Source organism: Cytobacillus sp. GQ23, from assembly GCF_059758675.1.
Genome location: NZ_JCAXER010000007.1, coordinates 101,295 through 117,946, shown reverse-complemented (window position 1 = coordinate 117,946; position 16,652 = coordinate 101,295). Strand labels below are relative to the sequence as shown.

Below are 16,652 nucleotides of genomic sequence, written 5' to 3'. Positions count from 1 at the left end.
CCTTGCAAAGGAAGTACGTATCTGATTTATTTTCACAATAGGAGGGTTACAATGGAAAATGTATTCGATTATGAAGATATTCAGCTTATTCCAGCAAAAAGCATTGTCAATAGCCGGTCAGAATGTGATACAACAGTACTTCTGGGGGGACGTGTGTTTAAACTTCCTGTGGTGCCTGCCAATATGCAGACGATTGTAGATGAGAAAATTGCCGTATTCTTAGCAGAGAACGGATATTTCTATATCATGCATCGGTTTGAACCGGAGAAGCGAATTACTTTTATTAAAGATATGAAGGCCCGGGGTCTGTATTCTTCAATCAGTGTTGGAGTCAAAGAAGGCGAGTATGGATTTATAAAGCAAATTGCGGAGGAAAAGTTATCACCCGATTACATTACCATCGACATAGCCCATGGCCATTCTAATGCTGTCATCCAAATGATCCGGCATATTAAAAAACACCTTCCACAAAGCTTTGTGATTGCCGGCAATGTCGGAACGCCGGAGGCCGTCAGAGAATTAGAGAACGCTGGTGCTGATGCTACAAAAGTTGGCATTGGACCTGGTAAGGTATGCATTACAAAGATTAAGACCGGATTTGGAACGGGCGGCTGGCAGTTAGCAGCACTTCGCTGGTGTGCAAAGGCTGCAAGCAAGCCAATTATAGCTGATGGGGGCATTCGCACCCATGGTGATATTGCTAAGTCAATTCGATTCGGAGCAACCATGGTAATGATTGGTTCCTTATTTGCTGGACATGAGGAGTCACCTGGAGAGACGATTGAGAATGAAAAAGACGGAAAGCTCTATAAAGAATACTTTGGCTCAGCTTCTGAATTTCAAAAAGGGGAAAAGAGGAATGTTGAAGGCAAGAGAATTTTAGTAGAGCACAAAGGATCATTAGCAGATACACTGAAAGAAATGGAACAGGATCTCCAGTCGTCCATTTCTTATGCGGGCGGCAACAAGCTGGAAGCCATTCGCCATGTTGATTATGTGATTGTTAAAAATTCGATTTTTAATGGCGACAGGGTTTTTTAATCCCTTAATTTATAAAACCACAGAAGATGCCTTCCTTTTCCCTGAAGAAGGCATTTTCTATGGTTTAATATATTTGACAAACACATGTGAAGACCACTGGCCCAAAATGAAGTGTCTTAAGGGATAAACGGTACCCCTCTCGTAATTTTAATAACCTGGAAATAAGATGAAAAATTCTATTTATTATTCCAAAGAGTGCCGATGAGTAGCTAGAGAAACTCTCAATATCCCTTTCTAGTGATCGTTCTATTAAATAATGTAAAAGTAATAGCACGTCTTAGTTGCCCTCTGGTTATTTAAAATTGAGCACCCTTTTTGTGTCTTAACAGTAATAGCATTCTTACCATAATCAACAATATAGTTTGTAACTCCACTGGCCGTATTATAAAAGCCTGCTTTCTTCATTTTCCGCTTAAACCTGATTTCATAACTTCTAGCGCTTGTTTGGTATTTTAAAATTATTCTTCATCCCTGCCTTTACTATGTAGTGTTTCTAAGCTAAACCTAATGAATTTCAACCTAACAATCTTCAGTAAGATCCTGCATGGCATTCTTTTTCATTTATGTAAACAGTCACTTCATCGGCCGGTATTCCATAGTTTAATCCGCCAACTATTAATTCTGCCTTAGATTCCTCAAAGACTTCATATTTAACATATATTTTTTCTTTAATTTCCCACCCACTTTGAATAGCTTCAGTTGCCTTTCTACAAAAAAATAAATTATCAAACACTCGGTAAAACTTTTTTGTGATCATTGTAATCTTCCTTAAAAAATAATGGAAAATGCAACAAACGCACTTTACCCAAAGGATTAAATTAACTACGACAGTAGTTTTAATCACTTGAATAAAGTGCGTTCTAAAAAGTTAAATAACGCCCGCCTGGGTGCTAGTATAAATTGAAAAGAAGAAGTATGAGTTTAGTATATCATCCCCAATAGTTGTAAAAAAGAAAAGATTAAGTCCGTTGTTTTCCGCTTCTTTTTTTATGTGATAGCGCTTAACCCATGAAGATTAAAGAGCATAGGGAATAGGATTCATTTATACAGAATTTTCATAAAATTCTGTTGACAAACAAGATAAAATGAAATTAATATGAAAACAAGTTGTTATTAGCAACTAAATTTATGAACAGAGGAACTTAACTACATGAATGAAAAAATCGAGAAAATTAAGAAGTTTAACCGTTTTTATCTTAATGTTGTTGGTTTGTATGCTCAATATACACAAGGAAGCCCCTATTCAATGTCCGAAGCGATGATTTTATATGAGATAGATAAAAGGAATAGATGTACAGCTTCCCAATTATCTGAGTATTTCGTCTTTGATAAAGGTTATGTAAGTAGAATGATACATAAGCTCAGAAAGCAAAGCCTTATTGAACGGGTATCGGATAACCAGGATAAACGAAAGAAATATCTGCATATCACTGAAAAAGGGCAAAAAGTTCTTAAAGAACTTTCAGATAATGCCAGCAATGATGTAAGGAGGATGATTGAAAAAATTGACTTGGAACAAGTAAATTTACTTATTCAATCAATGGAGAAAATCGAGAAAATTTTATCAGTCAATAAGGGAGGAAGATTTGATGAGGATTAATAAGGTCCTGATTACATTTCTTTTAATCATTACGATGTTATTGGCAGCATGTACACAAGGTACTAATGTGGATAGTAATTCCAGTAGTTCACAAGATTCTAGATCAGATGCTAATAGTCAGGGTCCCCTTGTCATCGGTTTTGAAGCAGACGCTACCACACTTCTAGCAAACCACGATGTCAACTACACCACCGATACGCTAATTCGAAATATTTATGATCCACTGATTGATCGAGATCCTCAAACAGCTGAATTTGTCCCTGTTCTTGCAGAGAAATGGAAAAATATAGACGAAAAAACATGGTACTTAAAGTTAAAAGAAGGAATTAAGTTCCATAACGGAGCAGATTTTAATGCAAATGCAGTAAAATTTAGTATCGATTACATCCTAGATGAAAGTAATGGGTCATTCTACCGTTCAAGATGGGCTAATGTTAAGGAGGTCGTTGTACTTTCAGATTACGAAGTGGAGATCCATACATCCGTGCCTTTTCCAAGCTTAATTCAACGAATTGCAGAAGATTTGCTCATAATGGAACCTGGCTATGTTGAAGAAGTGGGTATAGAGAAAGCTTCAAGCGAACCGGTTGGTACAGGGGCGTATACGTTTGTTGAATGGTCAAGAGATAACCATTTGAAATTAAAAGCTTTTGAAGATTATTGGCAAGGAGAACCTAAGATTGAGGAAGTTGAGTTCCGAATTATTCCGGAATTTAGCGCAAGAATGTCTGCTTTTATGAGCGGAGAAATACATTTATTTAAAAACATTCCTGTCGACTCAGTTAAACAATTTGAAAGTAACGAAGTAAAACAAATTTCTTCTTCACGTATCAATTACTTAGCATTATCCAACCTTGTCGATGGTCCATTAAAAGATGTCAAAGTCAGACAAGCGATTAACCACGCGATCAATGCAAATGAACTTCTAGAAACTGTATTAAGTGGGTATGGTACGAGAATTACAGGACCGCTGTCCCAATTGAATGCTGATCATGCTGAAACTAAAGAATACGATTATGACCCAGATTTAGCCGTAAAGTTAATCAAAGAAGCTGGCTATAGTCCAGAAGAATTAAAATTAACATTGGATACACCAAGTGGTCGTTATCCGATGGACTCCCATATTGCTCAAGCCATTGCTTCACAATTACAAAGTATTGGAATCAATGTAGAAGTAAGGGTGAATGAATGGGGACAGCACTTGGAGAAGATTCAAAAAAGAGAAACGGGAGATATGTACATTCTTGGATGGGGGCCAGCTTTCGATGCCCAGTCAACAATTGAAAACTTGTTCACTTTAGAAGCGCCATACAGTAGTTTTTACCAGGAAGATATTGAGAAAAAGATTAAGGAAACAAACCAATTGTTTGATCAAGAAGCTCGTTATGCTGGATACGCTGAGCTTCAACAGCAGTTAGTAGATCAAGCTGCTTGGGTTCCATTATGGCAACAAGCAGACCTTTACGCTGTTAAATCTTCTTTAAATTTCTCACCTCGTGTTGATGAGAAAATGAACGTGTTTGAGATGTCATGGAACTAAATTAATAGTTCTAAGAAGAGAGGATCCCCTTCTCTCTTCTTTTATTCCAAGGGATAAGGCGGGGTTCTACTATGTTAGATTTTATAATTAAAAGATTAATACAAGTAGTCATCGTTGTATTTCTTGCTCTAACGGCAGTCTTCTTTTTAATTCGTCTTTCGGGAGATCCGACTACACTATTCCTTCCGCCTGATGCGCCAAGGGAACAAATTGAGGAATATCGTGAGTTATTAGGATTTAACCGCCCACTATATGTTCAATATACAGACTTCATGAAAGGCGCCATTCAAGGTGATTTTGGAGAATCATTAAGAAGTGGCGACGATGCTCTCGGACTAGTTTTAGAAAGAATGCCAGCAACTTTTCAATTAGCCTTCTCAGCATTGTTATTATCAATCATCATCGCTATTCCACTTGGTGTTCTATCTGCATATAAACGTAACACCCTCTTTGATAAAGTAAGTGTAGGGATTACGGTTATCGGTCAGGCTATCCCAAGTTTTTGGTTTGGTTTAATATTAATTTTTATTTTTGCTGCTCAACTAAAATTATTTCCATCGAGTGGAGGCGGCTCTGTTAATCACATGGTGCTTCCAGTTATTACACTAGCATTGTATAGCGTATCGCGTTTTGTCCGCTTTACTCGATCGGCCATGCTAGATGTATTAAATAAAGACTATATCCGAACAACCAAAGCAGCTGGAACACCAACATCCACGCTAATTATGAAATACGCCTTAAAAAATTCTCTGATTCCGATCCTCACATTAATCGCGCTTGATCTCGGTGTTTTATTAGGCGGCGCTGTTATTACGGAAGCTGTTTTTTCTTGGCCTGGTGTTGGAAGACTATTACACCAGTCCTTAATGAATCGAGATTTCCCAATTGTATTGGCCGGCGTATTTATTATTGCCATCATTTATGCAGTCATCAACTTTATTACAGATATTTTATATGCATATGTGAACCCCCAAATTAGAGTGAAGTAGGTGAAGCTGTGGAAACCAGTACAATTACAACCACTAATAAATCAATTGATATGAAATTTAAAAAGAAATCTAAATTCAAGGATTTTTTCCGAAAAATGTCAAAAAGCTGGGCTGGGTTGCTCGGTTTTTGCATCATTATCTTTTTAGTAGTTCTCAGTCTATTTGGGCAATGGATTGTCCCTTTTGATCCTATGGATGCTCCATTACGAGATCGTCTTTTACCTCCATTTACAGACGGTCACATATTAGGAACCGATCAATTAGGGAGAGATATACTTTCCAGAATCATTGCAGGTACAAAGGTATCCTTAATCATCGGGTTAGCCACAGCTTTATTAGCCGGGGTCATTGGCACCATCATCGGTGTGATTGCAGGATTCTTTAGGGGCTGGATTGATATAGTTCTAATGCGAATTGTGGATGTTCAATTAAGTTTCCCTTTTATCTTATTAGTACTCGTGATTAGCGCAATACTTGGAGCAGGTCTTACAAACATTATCATATCTCTTGCTTTAGCGGGATGGGTTATTTTTGCCAGAGTTATCCGTAGTGAAGTGCTGGCTTTGAGAGAAAAGGAATTTATTACAGCAGCAATCGCAACTGGTGTGCCGAAATTCGAGATATTAGTTAGACATATCTTCCCTAATATCTTTACACCCATCATTATTTTAATCTCTTTACAAATGGGCACATACATTATCGCAGAAGCATCCGTAAGTTTCTTAGGGTTCGGGGTTCAACCGCCCACTCCTGCATGGGGCAATATGCTTAATGAAGGAAAGGACTATATTTTCAGTTCTTGGTGGTTAATCACATTCCCGGGTATTGCGATTATCCTCACTACACTTGGGGTTAATTTATTCGGTGACTGGTTAAGGGATACACTCGATCCAGAACTAAAAGGCGAATAATAGGAGGTGAAAAAAATGACTGAAGTACTTCTTGAAATCAAAAATCTTGGTTTCCAATTTAATACTGGAGAAGGTACCGTTCAACCTATTCGAGGGGTAAATTTCACCTTAAAAAAAAGTGAAACTCTTGGGGTTGTTGGTGAATCTGGTAGTGGAAAAAGTGTTACTTCTTTAGCCATAATGGGACTTTTGCCAGAGAAAAAAAGCAAGATTGTTTCTGGGAGTATCTATTTTAATAATATAGATGTAACTACTCTGGATAATCACCAATACAGAAAACTTCGCGGGAATGAAATATCTATGATATTCCAGGAACCAATGACCTCTCTCAATCCTGTTTTTACAATAGGTGAACAATTAAGTGAGCCACTAAAACAGCACAAAAAAATCCCAAAAAAAGAAAGAAAAGAAGCCATCATCAATATGTTAAAGCTAGTGGGCATTCCAAGAGCGGAACAGATAATTAACGAATATCCTCATCAATTATCAGGTGGTATGAGGCAACGCGTAATGATTTCATTAGCCCTTTTATGCGATCCAAAACTCCTCATTTGCGATGAACCTACTACTGCTTTAGATGTAACCATTCAAGCACAAATCTTAGAATTGATGAAGCAAATTAAAGCTGAAAAAGATATGAGTCTTCTTTTTATCACACATGATTTGGGTGTGGTAGCAGAAATGTGCGATCGTGTTGTGGTCATGTATGCTGGGGAGATAGTTGAAGTGGCAGAGATCCATGAACTATTTGACAATCCCCTACATCCATATACTAAAGGACTAATCCATTCACTACCTACGAATAATTCGAGAAAAAGCAAACTCTATTCCATTAACGGTCAAGTACCTAGGCCTGATGAAATTGGAGAAGGCTGCACATTCGCCAATCGATGTCCATATGCATTTGATAAATGCACTGTGAGCGCCCCACCTACTTTTTCAATGGGAGAGCATTTAAGTAAATGTTGGCTCCAAGAGTCCAATCGGCAGGTGAAAATTCATTGACGGAAAAGCCCTTACTAGAAGTTAAGAATCTTAAAAAATATTATGAAATATCACAAGGTCTCTTTAAACCGAAGCTAGTAGTAAAGGCTGTAGACGATATTAGCTTTTCTATTAATAAAGGAGAAACTTTTGCCCTAGTTGGAGAATCTGGTTGCGGAAAATCGACAACTGGAAGAACCCTATTAAGGTTAGCTGGAGCAACTTCAGGTGAAATCCGATACAAGGGGCAAGACCTTCTATCATTACCGACTGAAAAAATGCGCTCATTACGGAAAGAGATGCAAATGGTCTTTCAGGATCCGTATGCGTCTCTTAATCCTCAGATGACCATTAAACAAATCTTGATGGAACCGCTCCGGGTCCATAAAAAATTTCATCCTGACGAACGTTTGGAGAAAATTATCGAGATTCTAGAAATCGTCGGCCTCTCTAAAACACATCTGGATCGGCACCCTAATGAGTTTTCTGGTGGACAAAGGCAGCGGATCGGTATAGCTAGGACTGTTATATTAAACCCAGACTTTATTATTGCAGACGAACCCGTTTCTGCTCTTGATGTATCAGTTCAATCACAAGTTATTAATCTAATGCTCGAGCTACAAAAAGATTTTGGTTTGACATACTTATTTATTTCCCATGATTTAAGCGTAGTTAAACACATGACTGACCGAGTTGCTGTTATGTATCTTGGGAGAATTGTAGAATTAGCCGACACAGAAGAATTGTTTTCAAATCCCAAGCACCCTTATACTCAGGCATTAATCTCAGCTATCCCTGTATCTCACCCTAGAGAAGCGAAAGAACGAATCGTATTGAAAGGAGATGTTCCTAACCCTGCTAATCCACCTTCTGGATGCACGTTCCACACAAGATGCCCATTTGCCATGGAAATGTGTAAATCTATTGAACCTTCACTCACAGAAATAGCTACAGGTCATACCGCAAGTTGCCATCTATATTCCAATAACAAGGGGGAAAAAACAAATGCTATTATCTATTCCTAAATACGAATTTAAAGAAAGACAAGAAAAGTTTATAAGCATTTACAAAGGAAAGGAATGTGATGCTTCCGTTCTTTTCTCTGTAACAGATATCTTTTACTTAACTGGATTTCATTTTCATCCTACCGAGAGACCTATTGGATTGCTGATTGATCCGCAAGATAAAGTTCACTTATTTGTTCCTGCATTAGAGCATGAACATGCGGAAGAATATAGTGTCGTGGATTTTGTACATTCATATCCTGAATATCCGGGTATTAAGCACCCGATGGAATATTTCAAAGAAATCTTATTAGAATATGGATTTGAGAATAAATCGATTGGATATGATTCTTTAGGGTATGGCTCCCCAATGGGCTATCGCGGTCCGGCTATAGATCAGTTAATCGACTCGAAGCAATTTGTTTCATTACATGGTGTAATTGAAGAAATGAGATTTATTAAGAGTCCAAATGAAATTGAATTAATTAAAGAATCCTGTCGCTGGGGAAACCTAGTGCACCGCTTGCTCCAAAAGTATACGAGAAGTGGTTTAAGTGAAATTGAAATTACTAGTATGGCTTCGAATGAAGCAACAAAAGCCATGATTGATACGCTTGGGCCCGATTATAAACCACATGGTCAAACACCCTACGCTGTTTTTCGCGGTCAAGTCGGTCCAGAATCCGCCTTTCCCCATGCCGTAACACAAAATATCGTATTAAAAAAAGGGGACACTCTGGTAACGGGAGCTGCATCCAGTGTTTTTGGATATACAAGTGAATTAGAACGAGTCATGTTCGTCGAAGAATATTCTAAAGAGCAGGAAAAATATTTTCATCATATGTATGAAGCTCAAGAAGTTGCATATAAAGCCATCAAACCTGGAAGAACGTACTCTGATGTTGAAAAAGATGTTCAAGCATATTTCAAAGAAAACAACTTAACAGAATTAACGAGACACCATACCGGCCACAACATCGGAATACTAGGGCATGAAGCACCGTTTTTCGACTTGGGTGATCACACATTACTTGAACCAGGCATGGTTGTTACCGTTGAGCCTGGAATATATGTGAAGGGCTTAGGTGGATTTAGACACTCTGATACGGCTCTTGTGACAGAAGATGGTATTGAAATGTTGACCTATTACCCAAGAGACCTCCAATCCTTAATTTGTTACTAAAGGAGTAATCCTTAGCACAAAAATAAATGACTCAACCTTTCTGAAAAGACGGTTGAGTCATTATTTATTTTTCTGAGGAACATTAAATTTATTTTTTAAAATGGAAGTATTTAAATTTGAAATCAAAAAAACAGTATATTACTTACGTATTCACAAAGCTCCTTTTCATTTTCTTCTCAGCTTGAAACCGGCTGCTTTCACATGAAATAGTCTTCAGATTCTTGAATCACTGCAGTAAAGGTATTTGCTTTTTGAGTAACATAGCCTAATATTAAGTTAAAATCCACTACTTTATGGTGGGGCGCCCTGCTATTTCCAGCCGTTCATAAAAGGTCAATAAAAATTGTATAGATGGTTTAGATGGGAGAGGGTGTTGGTGAATTATTCAGCATTTCTTCGACTTGCATTTCCTGGATTAAAAGATTAGTTTCATCCCTTCATGACTCGCCATAAACCCCAGCTTATTATAAAAACGATGTGCATCTCCCCGCTCCTTGTCAGTCGTCAATTGAACAAGACCACACTCCTCAGACTTCGCTATGGCAATCGCTTCTTTAAACAAGGCTTCCCCCACACCTTTACCACGGCAGCGTTTATCGATGCGCACCCCTTCAATTTGTGCCCGTTTCATCCCTTGCCGGGCTATCCCAGGAATAATTGTTAACTGAAGGCAGCCAATCACTTCCTGACCGTCTATCGCCAAAATAATCTGATTGCCTGACTGTGCTTCCATTGCCCTAAATGCGTCATAATAACAATCCGGCAAAGGCTCATTATACTCCTCACGTTTTGCTCCTAATTCATCATCAGCAAGCAATCGTACTACAGCTTCCAAATCTTCTTCAATTGCTTTCCGAAAACGCATTGAAAATCACTCCTTAGGATAAAGAAATTAATATACATCACTGATTACTTTCTATAAATATTTCATTTCCCCTGTAATTTCTTTTCACCAAACTTCTGTATTTCCACCTAAAGATCAATAAAATTGATAACAGGCTGTTTCATCAAGATCACTGCCCGTCAGCACATTAAAAGCCTTATCACTGGCTAACAATACCAGGTAATAAGGCTTTACTTCCTTTAATCCTTTTTATTATAAAAATGTTCCATAGAGATAGGTTATATGCATTTAAAGATAGGCCGCTGCAGCTTTTCCCAGCCTGCGAATCCCCTCAGTTATTTCCTTCTCATCCGCATAACTGAAGGAAAGGCGCAGAAATTCCGTTCCGGCTGCCTGATCAATGAAAAAGTACTTGCCAGGAATAAAAGACACCCCTTCTGCCAGAGCATCTGTCAGCAGGTCCGATGTATCGGCACCGGGAATTTTCATCCATACGAAGTATCCCCCTTCGGGCACATACCAGGAAGCTGATTCAGGGAAATGCTGTTTGAGTGCGGAGATCATAACATTGCATTTTGACCGGTATGTGTCTCTCAAGGTTACTAATTTATTATTAAAATCAGTATCTGCTAAATAAACAGCCATCGCCGCTTGAGCAAACGGATGGTTCAAATCTTTTTTAAACCAGTCACAGGCTTGGATAATTTCACTGACACCCGTTATCCATCCGATACGCATGCCCGGTGCCACTACCTTGGATAACGAACCGACATGCAGAACTCGATTGCTTGGATCCATTGCTTTTAGTGTGGGGAGATTTTTATTAAATGATAATTCTCCATAAGCATCATCTTCAACTATAAGGAAATTAAATTTATTGGCAAGCTCCAATATATGCTGCCGGCGTTCTTCATTCATCGTCGTGCCTGTTGGATTTTGATAGGTGGGAATTGTATAAAGAAACTTCGGGATAGCAAGCCCTTTTTGTTTTCTTTCCTCTAAAATCTCTTCCAATATATCTGTTTGAAGTCCGTGTTTATCAACAGGAACACTAATGATATGTTTAGTGTAATTTTGTAAAATTTCTAAAGCCTCCATATATGTTGGAGATTCTATTGCCACAACGGATTCTTCATCAAGAAGAACACGGGAAATTAAATCGATTGCCTGACAGGCCCCCGAAGTAATCAAAAGCTCTTCTTCCGAAACAGATATCCCCCGTCTTATCAACCTCTGTAAAATCTGTTCCTTCAGCTTTAAAATATTGGGGCTTCCAATATAATGGAGCGGCAAATCATGTTCTTTCTCTAATAAACCGTTTACAGCTGCCTTCATCTCTTCATAAGGGATCAGGGCAGGAGCCGGATAGCCGCAATGAAGGCGTATACACTCATCCGGAATCTCAGGAATCCACTCCCCGGGAGGAGTATTCTGAAGTGCTGATTTGATGTTGTCAGGAAAAAAAGAAGCGGCTTTCACTTCTACCCACACCTTTCTAGTCGCTTTTACTATCGATTATATACCTCTTGGCTGAGATGCTCCATCTATTCAAACTGCTTTTAATAAAGCAAGTGTTCTTCAAAATGCCGTTTTACTTTGCCCCACTCTTCCCTTATGACACTATAAAGAACCGTATGACGGATTGCTCCTTCTTTTCTTATCATATGATTTCGAAGAATGCCTTCCTTAACAGCACCGATTCTTTCGATCGCTTTTTGTGAACGGAGGTTTTCATGCCCGGTTTTAATTTGTACACGATTAAGGGCAAGTTCTTCAAAACAATATGTTAATAATAAATATTTACAGTTAGTATTAATATTTGAGCTCCAATAAGCAGGATTCACCCATGTGGACCCGATTTCAAGCCGTTTATGCTGGGATGATATATCTAGAAACCAGGTAGCACCGATAATTTCTCCTAATTTTTTATCAACAATTGCAAACGCAAAATCAGTTCCTCTCTCCCGTTTTTGGATTGCATCTTCAACATACTGAATAACCCGGCTTTTGTCAGTTAAATCAACCGACATATGCTCCCATATTCTTTTATCCTGGGCAGCTTTATAAAGTCCCTCTACATGCTCGAGATTTATCGGAATTAACTGCACTAAACTGTTTTCTAATTTTTTCATATTATCACTCTCCCTGCATCTATTAAAATCGATTTCTGGTATGATAAAAATAACCAAATATGAATTTTAATATAATACCAGGGAATGATTTAATGGAGCTTCAAATTCTTCTTTCGAATCATAAAGCAAAATATAAGCAAATTTATGAACAAATCCGAAGGGCGACTTTTGATAAAAAGCTGCCTGCTCATGCCAAGCTTCCTTCAAAGCGGCAACTCGCCGAGCAGTTAAGCGTAAGCATCGTGACTGTTCAAACGGCTTATGAACAGCTCCAGAGTGAAGGGTACTGTTATACAGTGGAACGAAGAGGATATTTTGTTTCGGAAATTAAGGATGAATGGCACTATAATGAGCATGGATCAGTAGAATTGGAAAAAGAAGTACATGGTGAGTCTTCAATAAATTTTAAAAACGGGCAGATTGATGCCTCTGCCTTTCCCTATAAACACTGGAACAGACTTTATCGAAAAGAGCTTAATAAATCCAATGCCGCCAATGCTCCGTGGCAGGGTGACTATTCTTTGCGGGTGCAGATTGCACAATACCTGCAGCAAGCCAGAGGATTGGCCTGCAAGCCGGAACAGGTTTATCTATTCAGCGGATTTCAACAGCAGTTACTGAATGTCTGTTTGTTTTTCAAGAGAAAAGCCGTCGGAATAGAAGATCCGGGTTTCATTAGGGCAAGATCCGTTTTTGAGCAATTGCAGCTGGAATATCATCCTATTCCTGTGAACGATGAAGGATGCTGTGTACCTGATAAGCCGGTAAAACTATTATATACAACACCGGCCCACCAATACCCTACTGGTACAATTATGTCTATTGCCAGAAGGACTGAACTGTTAAATTGGGCACTGAAACAGGACGCTTACATTCTTGAGGATGACTATGATTCTGAATTCCGCTATAAAGGGACACCGATTTCGTCATTGGCCCATCTGGATTCCAGCGGACGCGTTCTTTACTTTGGCACCTTTTCAAAAACTTTGCTCCCTGCACTTCGGATCAGCTATCTGATTATGCCGGCATCACTGCAGCAGGGATATGAAGAATTTAATGCTAATCAAAAGTCTAATGTTTCAAGAATCGACCAGCGGGCTGCTGCAAAATTTATGGAAGAAGGACTTTATACATCTCATATAGCAAAAATGAGAACGTTATATCGGGCCAAGAGGAACTGTTTAATCGAAAGCCTGTCAAAGCATTTAGGAGAGCATTTTGACATAATTGGTGATACAGCAGGTTTGCACATTATCGTGATATTACCAGAAGGATTAAATGAACCTAAAGCAATTGAACTGGCAAAGTCGGCGGGAGTTGAAATTGATGCTGTTTCGCCTATGTACCAGCTTCACAAACCCGCCAACCATGTGATGCTTGGCTATGGGGCACCCTCAATGGACGAAATTGAGAAGGGGGTCCAATTAATGGTTAATACCTGGAAAAATTATTTAAATGTTTAACATCTATCCGCTAAAAGGGCGCTTATCTTACGGGATATCGCTCTTTTGCCGGATCTGTAATCGTGCAGAGCTTTTCCTTAACCGCTGCCATAAAATCAAACATATTCATCCCCTCGATTTGCTGGAATTTAAAAAAATCATCGTTATAGTACATATGAATATGCTTGCCCGTTATTCCCCTCTTTTCTTTAATGGAAGTTATATCGATATATGCAAATTCTTCAACTAATTCCTTTGTTGATTCAGATGCAGATAATCCATAAAATAGCAGCCTTTTATTTGTTGCCGCCAGCAATCCGGGCAGCGGGGCTAAACAGTAATGCGATACTAATGAACAGGTTAAGCATTCAATAATGTTTTCTTCTTCATGCAGCACAGTTCCAAACGAATTTATAATGCTACTCATGGGATCCCCTCCTCATATCTCTTCTGTCAAACTGCAGTCTTCACTGCGAGTATCAGTCCGGTAGACCAATCCAATTCGGTAATGTCGAGATCTGGTCTGTCCTGCAGAGTTTTGAGAAGTTTAGTAGCTTTGATTCTAAATTCTTCAGGCAATTTCTGCTGCGGAAACACATCATGAATCACATAAAAACCGCCAACATTCAAATGGTCCAGGGTTTTGTCCAGGAGCTCGAATTTTCCGGGCCACGTATCTGCAAAAATAAAATCGAATCGCTCAGATAGATTTCGAATAAAAGCTGCTCCGTCTTCACAGCAAAATGTGATTCTGGCGTCCTTTCCGAGGTATTTTTTCGCAATGGATTGCACGTTCAAATCTATATCAACGGTCGTAAGCTTACTGCTTTCATCCATCCCATCCATTATCCATGAAGCAGAAGCTCCCGTACCTGTCCCCAGCTCCAAAAAGCTTCCACCCGGTTTGGAGGCAGCCAGCCCCTTTAGTAAAAATCCTGTTTTTTTATCACATGATTGCCCGAAGCCCATCACAGCAGATTCCTGTAATATACTCGAATATGCTTCCGGTACCTGTATAACGCTGTTTTCCATTTGTCATTCCTCCGCTTTCTTCGTACTATATTAAACACTTAGCACGGGAGCATAAAAGAGCACCAAAAAAGGCCCCTTTATAAGAGGCCTTAACTTATCAAATCGACCTCTTATCTCCCAGAGCGTCAACTCTGTTGGAATTAGCACCTTCCTGACATAATCAGGGGTTGCTGAGGCTTCGCAGGGCCAGTCCCTCCACCTCTCTGGATAAGAATTTGTATGTATATTAATTTATTTTCAATCAAGTATTGCATATTTTTAGCAAGATGGCAAGACTTTGGTGGTTTATTGCCATGTAAGAAACGCATGATTCTGCCTTCCTGTATATTTATTTCAATTCTAAGGAAATTTAAGGATATACATATTGCCTGAGGAGGAAATTGTGGTGTTTCGATTTAAAAGGAGTCCTTCAAAAAAAAGAGTAAAAAAACAGATTAAGCCCGAGTTGACATCACAGGACATCCTCTTATCAAAAAAGCTGGAAGACAATATACAATTTTTCTCCTCACTTTATGGAGAGAGTTCAGATGTGATTTTCCGTTATTTTGCCTTAAATAAAATTGACGCAGCCATAATTTATATAGATGGATTAAGTGATACCCAAAAGCTTGACGAGCTGGTCCTTGGAACCTTACTGCATCAAAACATGAATATCGAAAACGACTTCCTTCATACTGTGAAAAACCGATTGCCGATTTCAAGTATTAAAAGATTGGCAACAACCGCTGACTGTATCGACTCAATAAGCATCGGGAACCCAATAGTGCTTTTTGATGGGTATGATGAAGCTCTTTCACTGGGATTAGCCAAATTTGAAAAGCGTTCGATAGAAGAACCGCAGGCTGAGACCTCCATTCGGGGTTCGAGGGAAGGCTTTACTGAATCACTCGGTGTCAATACATCTTTACTGCGCCGGATCATTAAAGACCCGGGACTGAAAATGAAGACTCTGCATGTAGGCAAATATACGAAGACGAAGGTAGTTATCTCATATATTGAAGAAATAGCGGATAAAACTCTGATACAGGAAATAGAAAGCCGTCTTAATCGCATTACTGTTGACGGAGTACTGGAAAGCGGCTATATCGAACAATTCATTGAAGATAGCCCGTATTCTCCTTTTCCCCAGTTATTGTACACGGAACGTCCGGATGTGGTATGTGCAAATTTACTTGAAGGAAGAGCAGTATTAATGATTGAAGGGACACCTTTTACTTTAATTGCTCCCGTGAGTTTCTTCAGTTTGTTTCAATCACAGGAGGACTATTATGAAAGGTTTTGGATTGGTACCTTCATCCGGTCTCTTCGGTTTCTTTTCTTAGCTGTATCCCTATTCCTTCCTGCCATATATGTTGCCATAACAACATTTCACCAGGAAATGATTCCCATGGACCTGATGCTTAGCATTGCGTCCTCCAGAGAAAGTGTCCCCTTCCCTGCCATTGTGGAAGTCCTTCTAATGGAAGTTGCTTTTGAAGGACTGAGAGAGGCCGGGATACGCCTTCCAAAACAAGTAGGTTCAGCTGTTAGTATTGTGGGTGCCCTTGTAATTGGTCAGGCAGCTGTTCAAGCGGGGATTGTTTCTGCACCTATGATTATTGTAGTGAGTATTACGGGTATTGCATCTTTCATGATCCCCCGTTATTCAATGGGACTTGCCATTCGATTACTGAGGTTTCCCATCATACTCCTTGGCGGCGCTTTAGGATTAATAGGTGTAATGCTTGCACTAATCCTGCTCGTCATCCATTTATCAGAGCTAAGATCATTCGGTTTACCATACCTGACTCCTGTATCAACACTGCAAAAAAATGCGGTAAAGGACACACTCTTTCGTTCGCCTTTATGGAAAATGAATCAGCGCGCTCATTCCACAGGAAAATACAACAAAACTAAACAAGGGTCCAGCTTAAAACCAGGTCCTGAAAATAGCGGCAGGTAAATAAGTCA

General features: G+C 39.1%; 16 protein-coding genes and 1 riboswitch. Of the genes, 10 read left to right on the top strand and 6 right to left on the bottom strand.

Going from position 1 to position 16,652, the window contains the following annotated elements; translation table 11 throughout:
* Positions 1-51 precede the first annotated feature (51 nt).
* Positions 52-1,041, top strand: coding sequence for a GMP reductase (gene guaC / locus AC6CHU_RS07920; protein ID WP_159867168.1), 990 nt, complete (start codon positions 52-54; stop codon positions 1,039-1,041).
* Positions 1,042-1,570: 529 nt separating this feature from the next.
* Here the strand turns inward: guaC and AC6CHU_RS07915 are convergent.
* Positions 1,571-1,798, bottom strand: coding sequence for a hypothetical protein (locus tag AC6CHU_RS07915; RefSeq protein WP_159867165.1), 228 nt, complete (start codon positions 1,796-1,798; stop codon positions 1,571-1,573).
* 393 nt (positions 1,799-2,191) lie between these two features.
* Here AC6CHU_RS07915 and AC6CHU_RS07910 point away from each other — a divergent pair, with 393 nt between their 5' ends.
* The 7 genes from AC6CHU_RS07910 (at position 2,192) to AC6CHU_RS07880 (ending at position 9,252) form a co-directional block, all read left to right on the top strand.
* Positions 2,192-2,641 (top strand): MarR family winged helix-turn-helix transcriptional regulator, encoded by a 450-nt coding sequence (locus AC6CHU_RS07910; RefSeq protein WP_159867162.1) that lies wholly within the window; start codon positions 2,192-2,194, stop codon positions 2,639-2,641.
* Positions 2,631-4,181 (top strand): ABC transporter substrate-binding protein, encoded by a 1,551-nt coding sequence (locus tag AC6CHU_RS07905; RefSeq protein ID WP_159867159.1) that lies wholly within the window; start codon positions 2,631-2,633, stop codon positions 4,179-4,181. The genes AC6CHU_RS07910 and AC6CHU_RS07905 overlap by 11 nt, the downstream gene beginning before the upstream one ends.
* 71 nt (positions 4,182-4,252) lie before the next feature.
* Positions 4,253-5,170: an ABC transporter permease gene (locus AC6CHU_RS07900; protein ID WP_159867156.1), complete on the top strand. Its 918-nt coding sequence runs from the start codon at positions 4,253-4,255 to the stop codon at positions 5,168-5,170.
* A 50-nt stretch (positions 5,171-5,220) separates the two neighbouring features.
* Positions 5,221-6,081: an ABC transporter permease gene (locus AC6CHU_RS07895; RefSeq protein ID WP_159867240.1), complete on the top strand. Its 861-nt coding sequence runs from the start codon at positions 5,221-5,223 to the stop codon at positions 6,079-6,081.
* A 15-nt stretch (positions 6,082-6,096) separates the two neighbouring features.
* Complete coding sequence (locus AC6CHU_RS07890; RefSeq protein WP_498121092.1) at positions 6,097-7,086, top strand: ABC transporter ATP-binding protein; 990 nt, start codon at positions 6,097-6,099, stop codon at positions 7,084-7,086.
* The gene (locus tag AC6CHU_RS07885; RefSeq protein ID WP_236566253.1) at positions 7,083-8,090 is read left to right on the top strand and encodes an ABC transporter ATP-binding protein; all 1,008 of its coding nucleotides are present in this window, start codon (positions 7,083-7,085) and stop codon (positions 8,088-8,090) included. The genes AC6CHU_RS07890 and AC6CHU_RS07885 overlap by 4 nt, the downstream gene beginning before the upstream one ends.
* Positions 8,071-9,252, top strand: coding sequence for a M24 family metallopeptidase (locus tag AC6CHU_RS07880; protein WP_498121090.1), 1,182 nt, complete (start codon positions 8,071-8,073; stop codon positions 9,250-9,252). The genes AC6CHU_RS07885 and AC6CHU_RS07880 overlap by 20 nt, the downstream gene beginning before the upstream one ends.
* Before the next feature lie 415 nt (positions 9,253-9,667).
* Here the strand turns inward: AC6CHU_RS07880 and AC6CHU_RS07875 are convergent, their stop codons facing one another.
* The 3 genes from AC6CHU_RS07875 to AC6CHU_RS07865 form a co-directional block, all read right to left on the bottom strand.
* Positions 9,668-10,117 (bottom strand): GNAT family N-acetyltransferase, encoded by a 450-nt coding sequence (locus AC6CHU_RS07875; RefSeq protein ID WP_159867145.1) that lies wholly within the window; start codon positions 10,115-10,117, stop codon positions 9,668-9,670.
* A 267-nt stretch (positions 10,118-10,384) separates the two neighbouring features.
* Positions 10,385-11,575 carry an aminotransferase-like domain-containing protein gene (locus AC6CHU_RS07870; protein ID WP_159867142.1) on the bottom strand — a complete coding sequence of 397 codons (1,191 nt, stop codon included), beginning with the start codon at positions 11,573-11,575 and terminating at the stop codon, positions 10,385-10,387.
* A gap of 80 nt (positions 11,576-11,655) precedes the next feature.
* Positions 11,656-12,228 carry a GNAT family N-acetyltransferase gene (locus AC6CHU_RS07865; protein WP_159867139.1) on the bottom strand — a complete coding sequence of 191 codons (573 nt, stop codon included), beginning with the start codon at positions 12,226-12,228 and terminating at the stop codon, positions 11,656-11,658.
* A gap of 92 nt (positions 12,229-12,320) precedes the next feature.
* Between AC6CHU_RS07865 and pdxR the strand changes: the two genes are divergently transcribed.
* Complete coding sequence (gene pdxR / locus AC6CHU_RS07860; protein ID WP_498121085.1) at positions 12,321-13,691, top strand: MocR-like pyridoxine biosynthesis transcription factor PdxR; 1,371 nt, start codon at positions 12,321-12,323, stop codon at positions 13,689-13,691.
* A 22-nt stretch (positions 13,692-13,713) separates the two neighbouring features.
* Here pdxR and AC6CHU_RS07855 read toward each other — a convergent pair whose 3' ends face one another.
* Together AC6CHU_RS07855 and AC6CHU_RS07850 are read right to left on the bottom strand one after the other, a co-directional pair.
* Positions 13,714-14,097, bottom strand: coding sequence for a PH domain-containing protein (locus AC6CHU_RS07855; protein ID WP_498121083.1), 384 nt, complete (start codon positions 14,095-14,097; stop codon positions 13,714-13,716).
* Positions 14,098-14,123: 26 nt separating this feature from the next.
* On the bottom strand, positions 14,124-14,702 hold the full coding sequence (locus AC6CHU_RS07850; protein ID WP_159867130.1) for an O-methyltransferase: 579 nt from the start codon (positions 14,700-14,702) through the stop codon (positions 14,124-14,126).
* A 107-nt stretch (positions 14,703-14,809) separates the two neighbouring features.
* Positions 14,810-14,916: riboswitch (SAM riboswitch) on the bottom strand.
* Between the two features lie 171 nt (positions 14,917-15,087).
* Between AC6CHU_RS07850 and AC6CHU_RS07845 the strand changes: the two genes are divergently transcribed.
* On the top strand, positions 15,088-16,644 hold the full coding sequence (locus AC6CHU_RS07845; protein WP_498121081.1) for a spore germination protein: 1,557 nt from the start codon (positions 15,088-15,090) through the stop codon (positions 16,642-16,644).
* Positions 16,645-16,652: the final 8 nt, after the last annotated feature.

Bases quoted from the DNA above. Each gene is read 5' to 3' on its own strand.
- AC6CHU_RS07855 (WP_498121083.1), bottom strand. From the start codon at position 14,097: ATGAGTAGCATTATAAATTCGTTTGGAACTGTGCTGCATGAAGAAGAA.
- AC6CHU_RS07910 (WP_159867162.1), top strand. From the start codon at position 2,192: ATGAATGAAAAAATCGAGAAAATTAAGAAGTTTAACCGTTTTTATCTT.
- AC6CHU_RS07865 (WP_159867139.1), bottom strand. From the start codon at position 12,228: ATGAAAAAATTAGAAAACAGTTTAGTGCAGTTAATTCCGATAAATCTC.
- pdxR (WP_498121085.1), top strand. From the start codon at position 12,321: ATGGAGCTTCAAATTCTTCTTTCGAATCATAAAGCAAAATATAAGCAA.
- AC6CHU_RS07905 (WP_159867159.1), top strand. From the start codon at position 2,631: ATGAGGATTAATAAGGTCCTGATTACATTTCTTTTAATCATTACGATG.
- AC6CHU_RS07880 (WP_498121090.1), top strand. From the start codon at position 8,071: ATGCTATTATCTATTCCTAAATACGAATTTAAAGAAAGACAAGAAAAG.
- guaC (WP_159867168.1), top strand. From the start codon at position 52: ATGGAAAATGTATTCGATTATGAAGATATTCAGCTTATTCCAGCAAAA.
- AC6CHU_RS07890 (WP_498121092.1), top strand. From the start codon at position 6,097: ATGACTGAAGTACTTCTTGAAATCAAAAATCTTGGTTTCCAATTTAAT.
- AC6CHU_RS07895 (WP_159867240.1), top strand. From the start codon at position 5,221: ATGAAATTTAAAAAGAAATCTAAATTCAAGGATTTTTTCCGAAAAATG.
- AC6CHU_RS07915 (WP_159867165.1), bottom strand. From the start codon at position 1,798: ATGATCACAAAAAAGTTTTACCGAGTGTTTGATAATTTATTTTTTTGT.
- AC6CHU_RS07875 (WP_159867145.1), bottom strand. From the start codon at position 10,117: ATGCGTTTTCGGAAAGCAATTGAAGAAGATTTGGAAGCTGTAGTACGA.
- AC6CHU_RS07850 (WP_159867130.1), bottom strand. From the start codon at position 14,702: ATGGAAAACAGCGTTATACAGGTACCGGAAGCATATTCGAGTATATTA.
- AC6CHU_RS07900 (WP_159867156.1), top strand. From the start codon at position 4,253: ATGTTAGATTTTATAATTAAAAGATTAATACAAGTAGTCATCGTTGTA.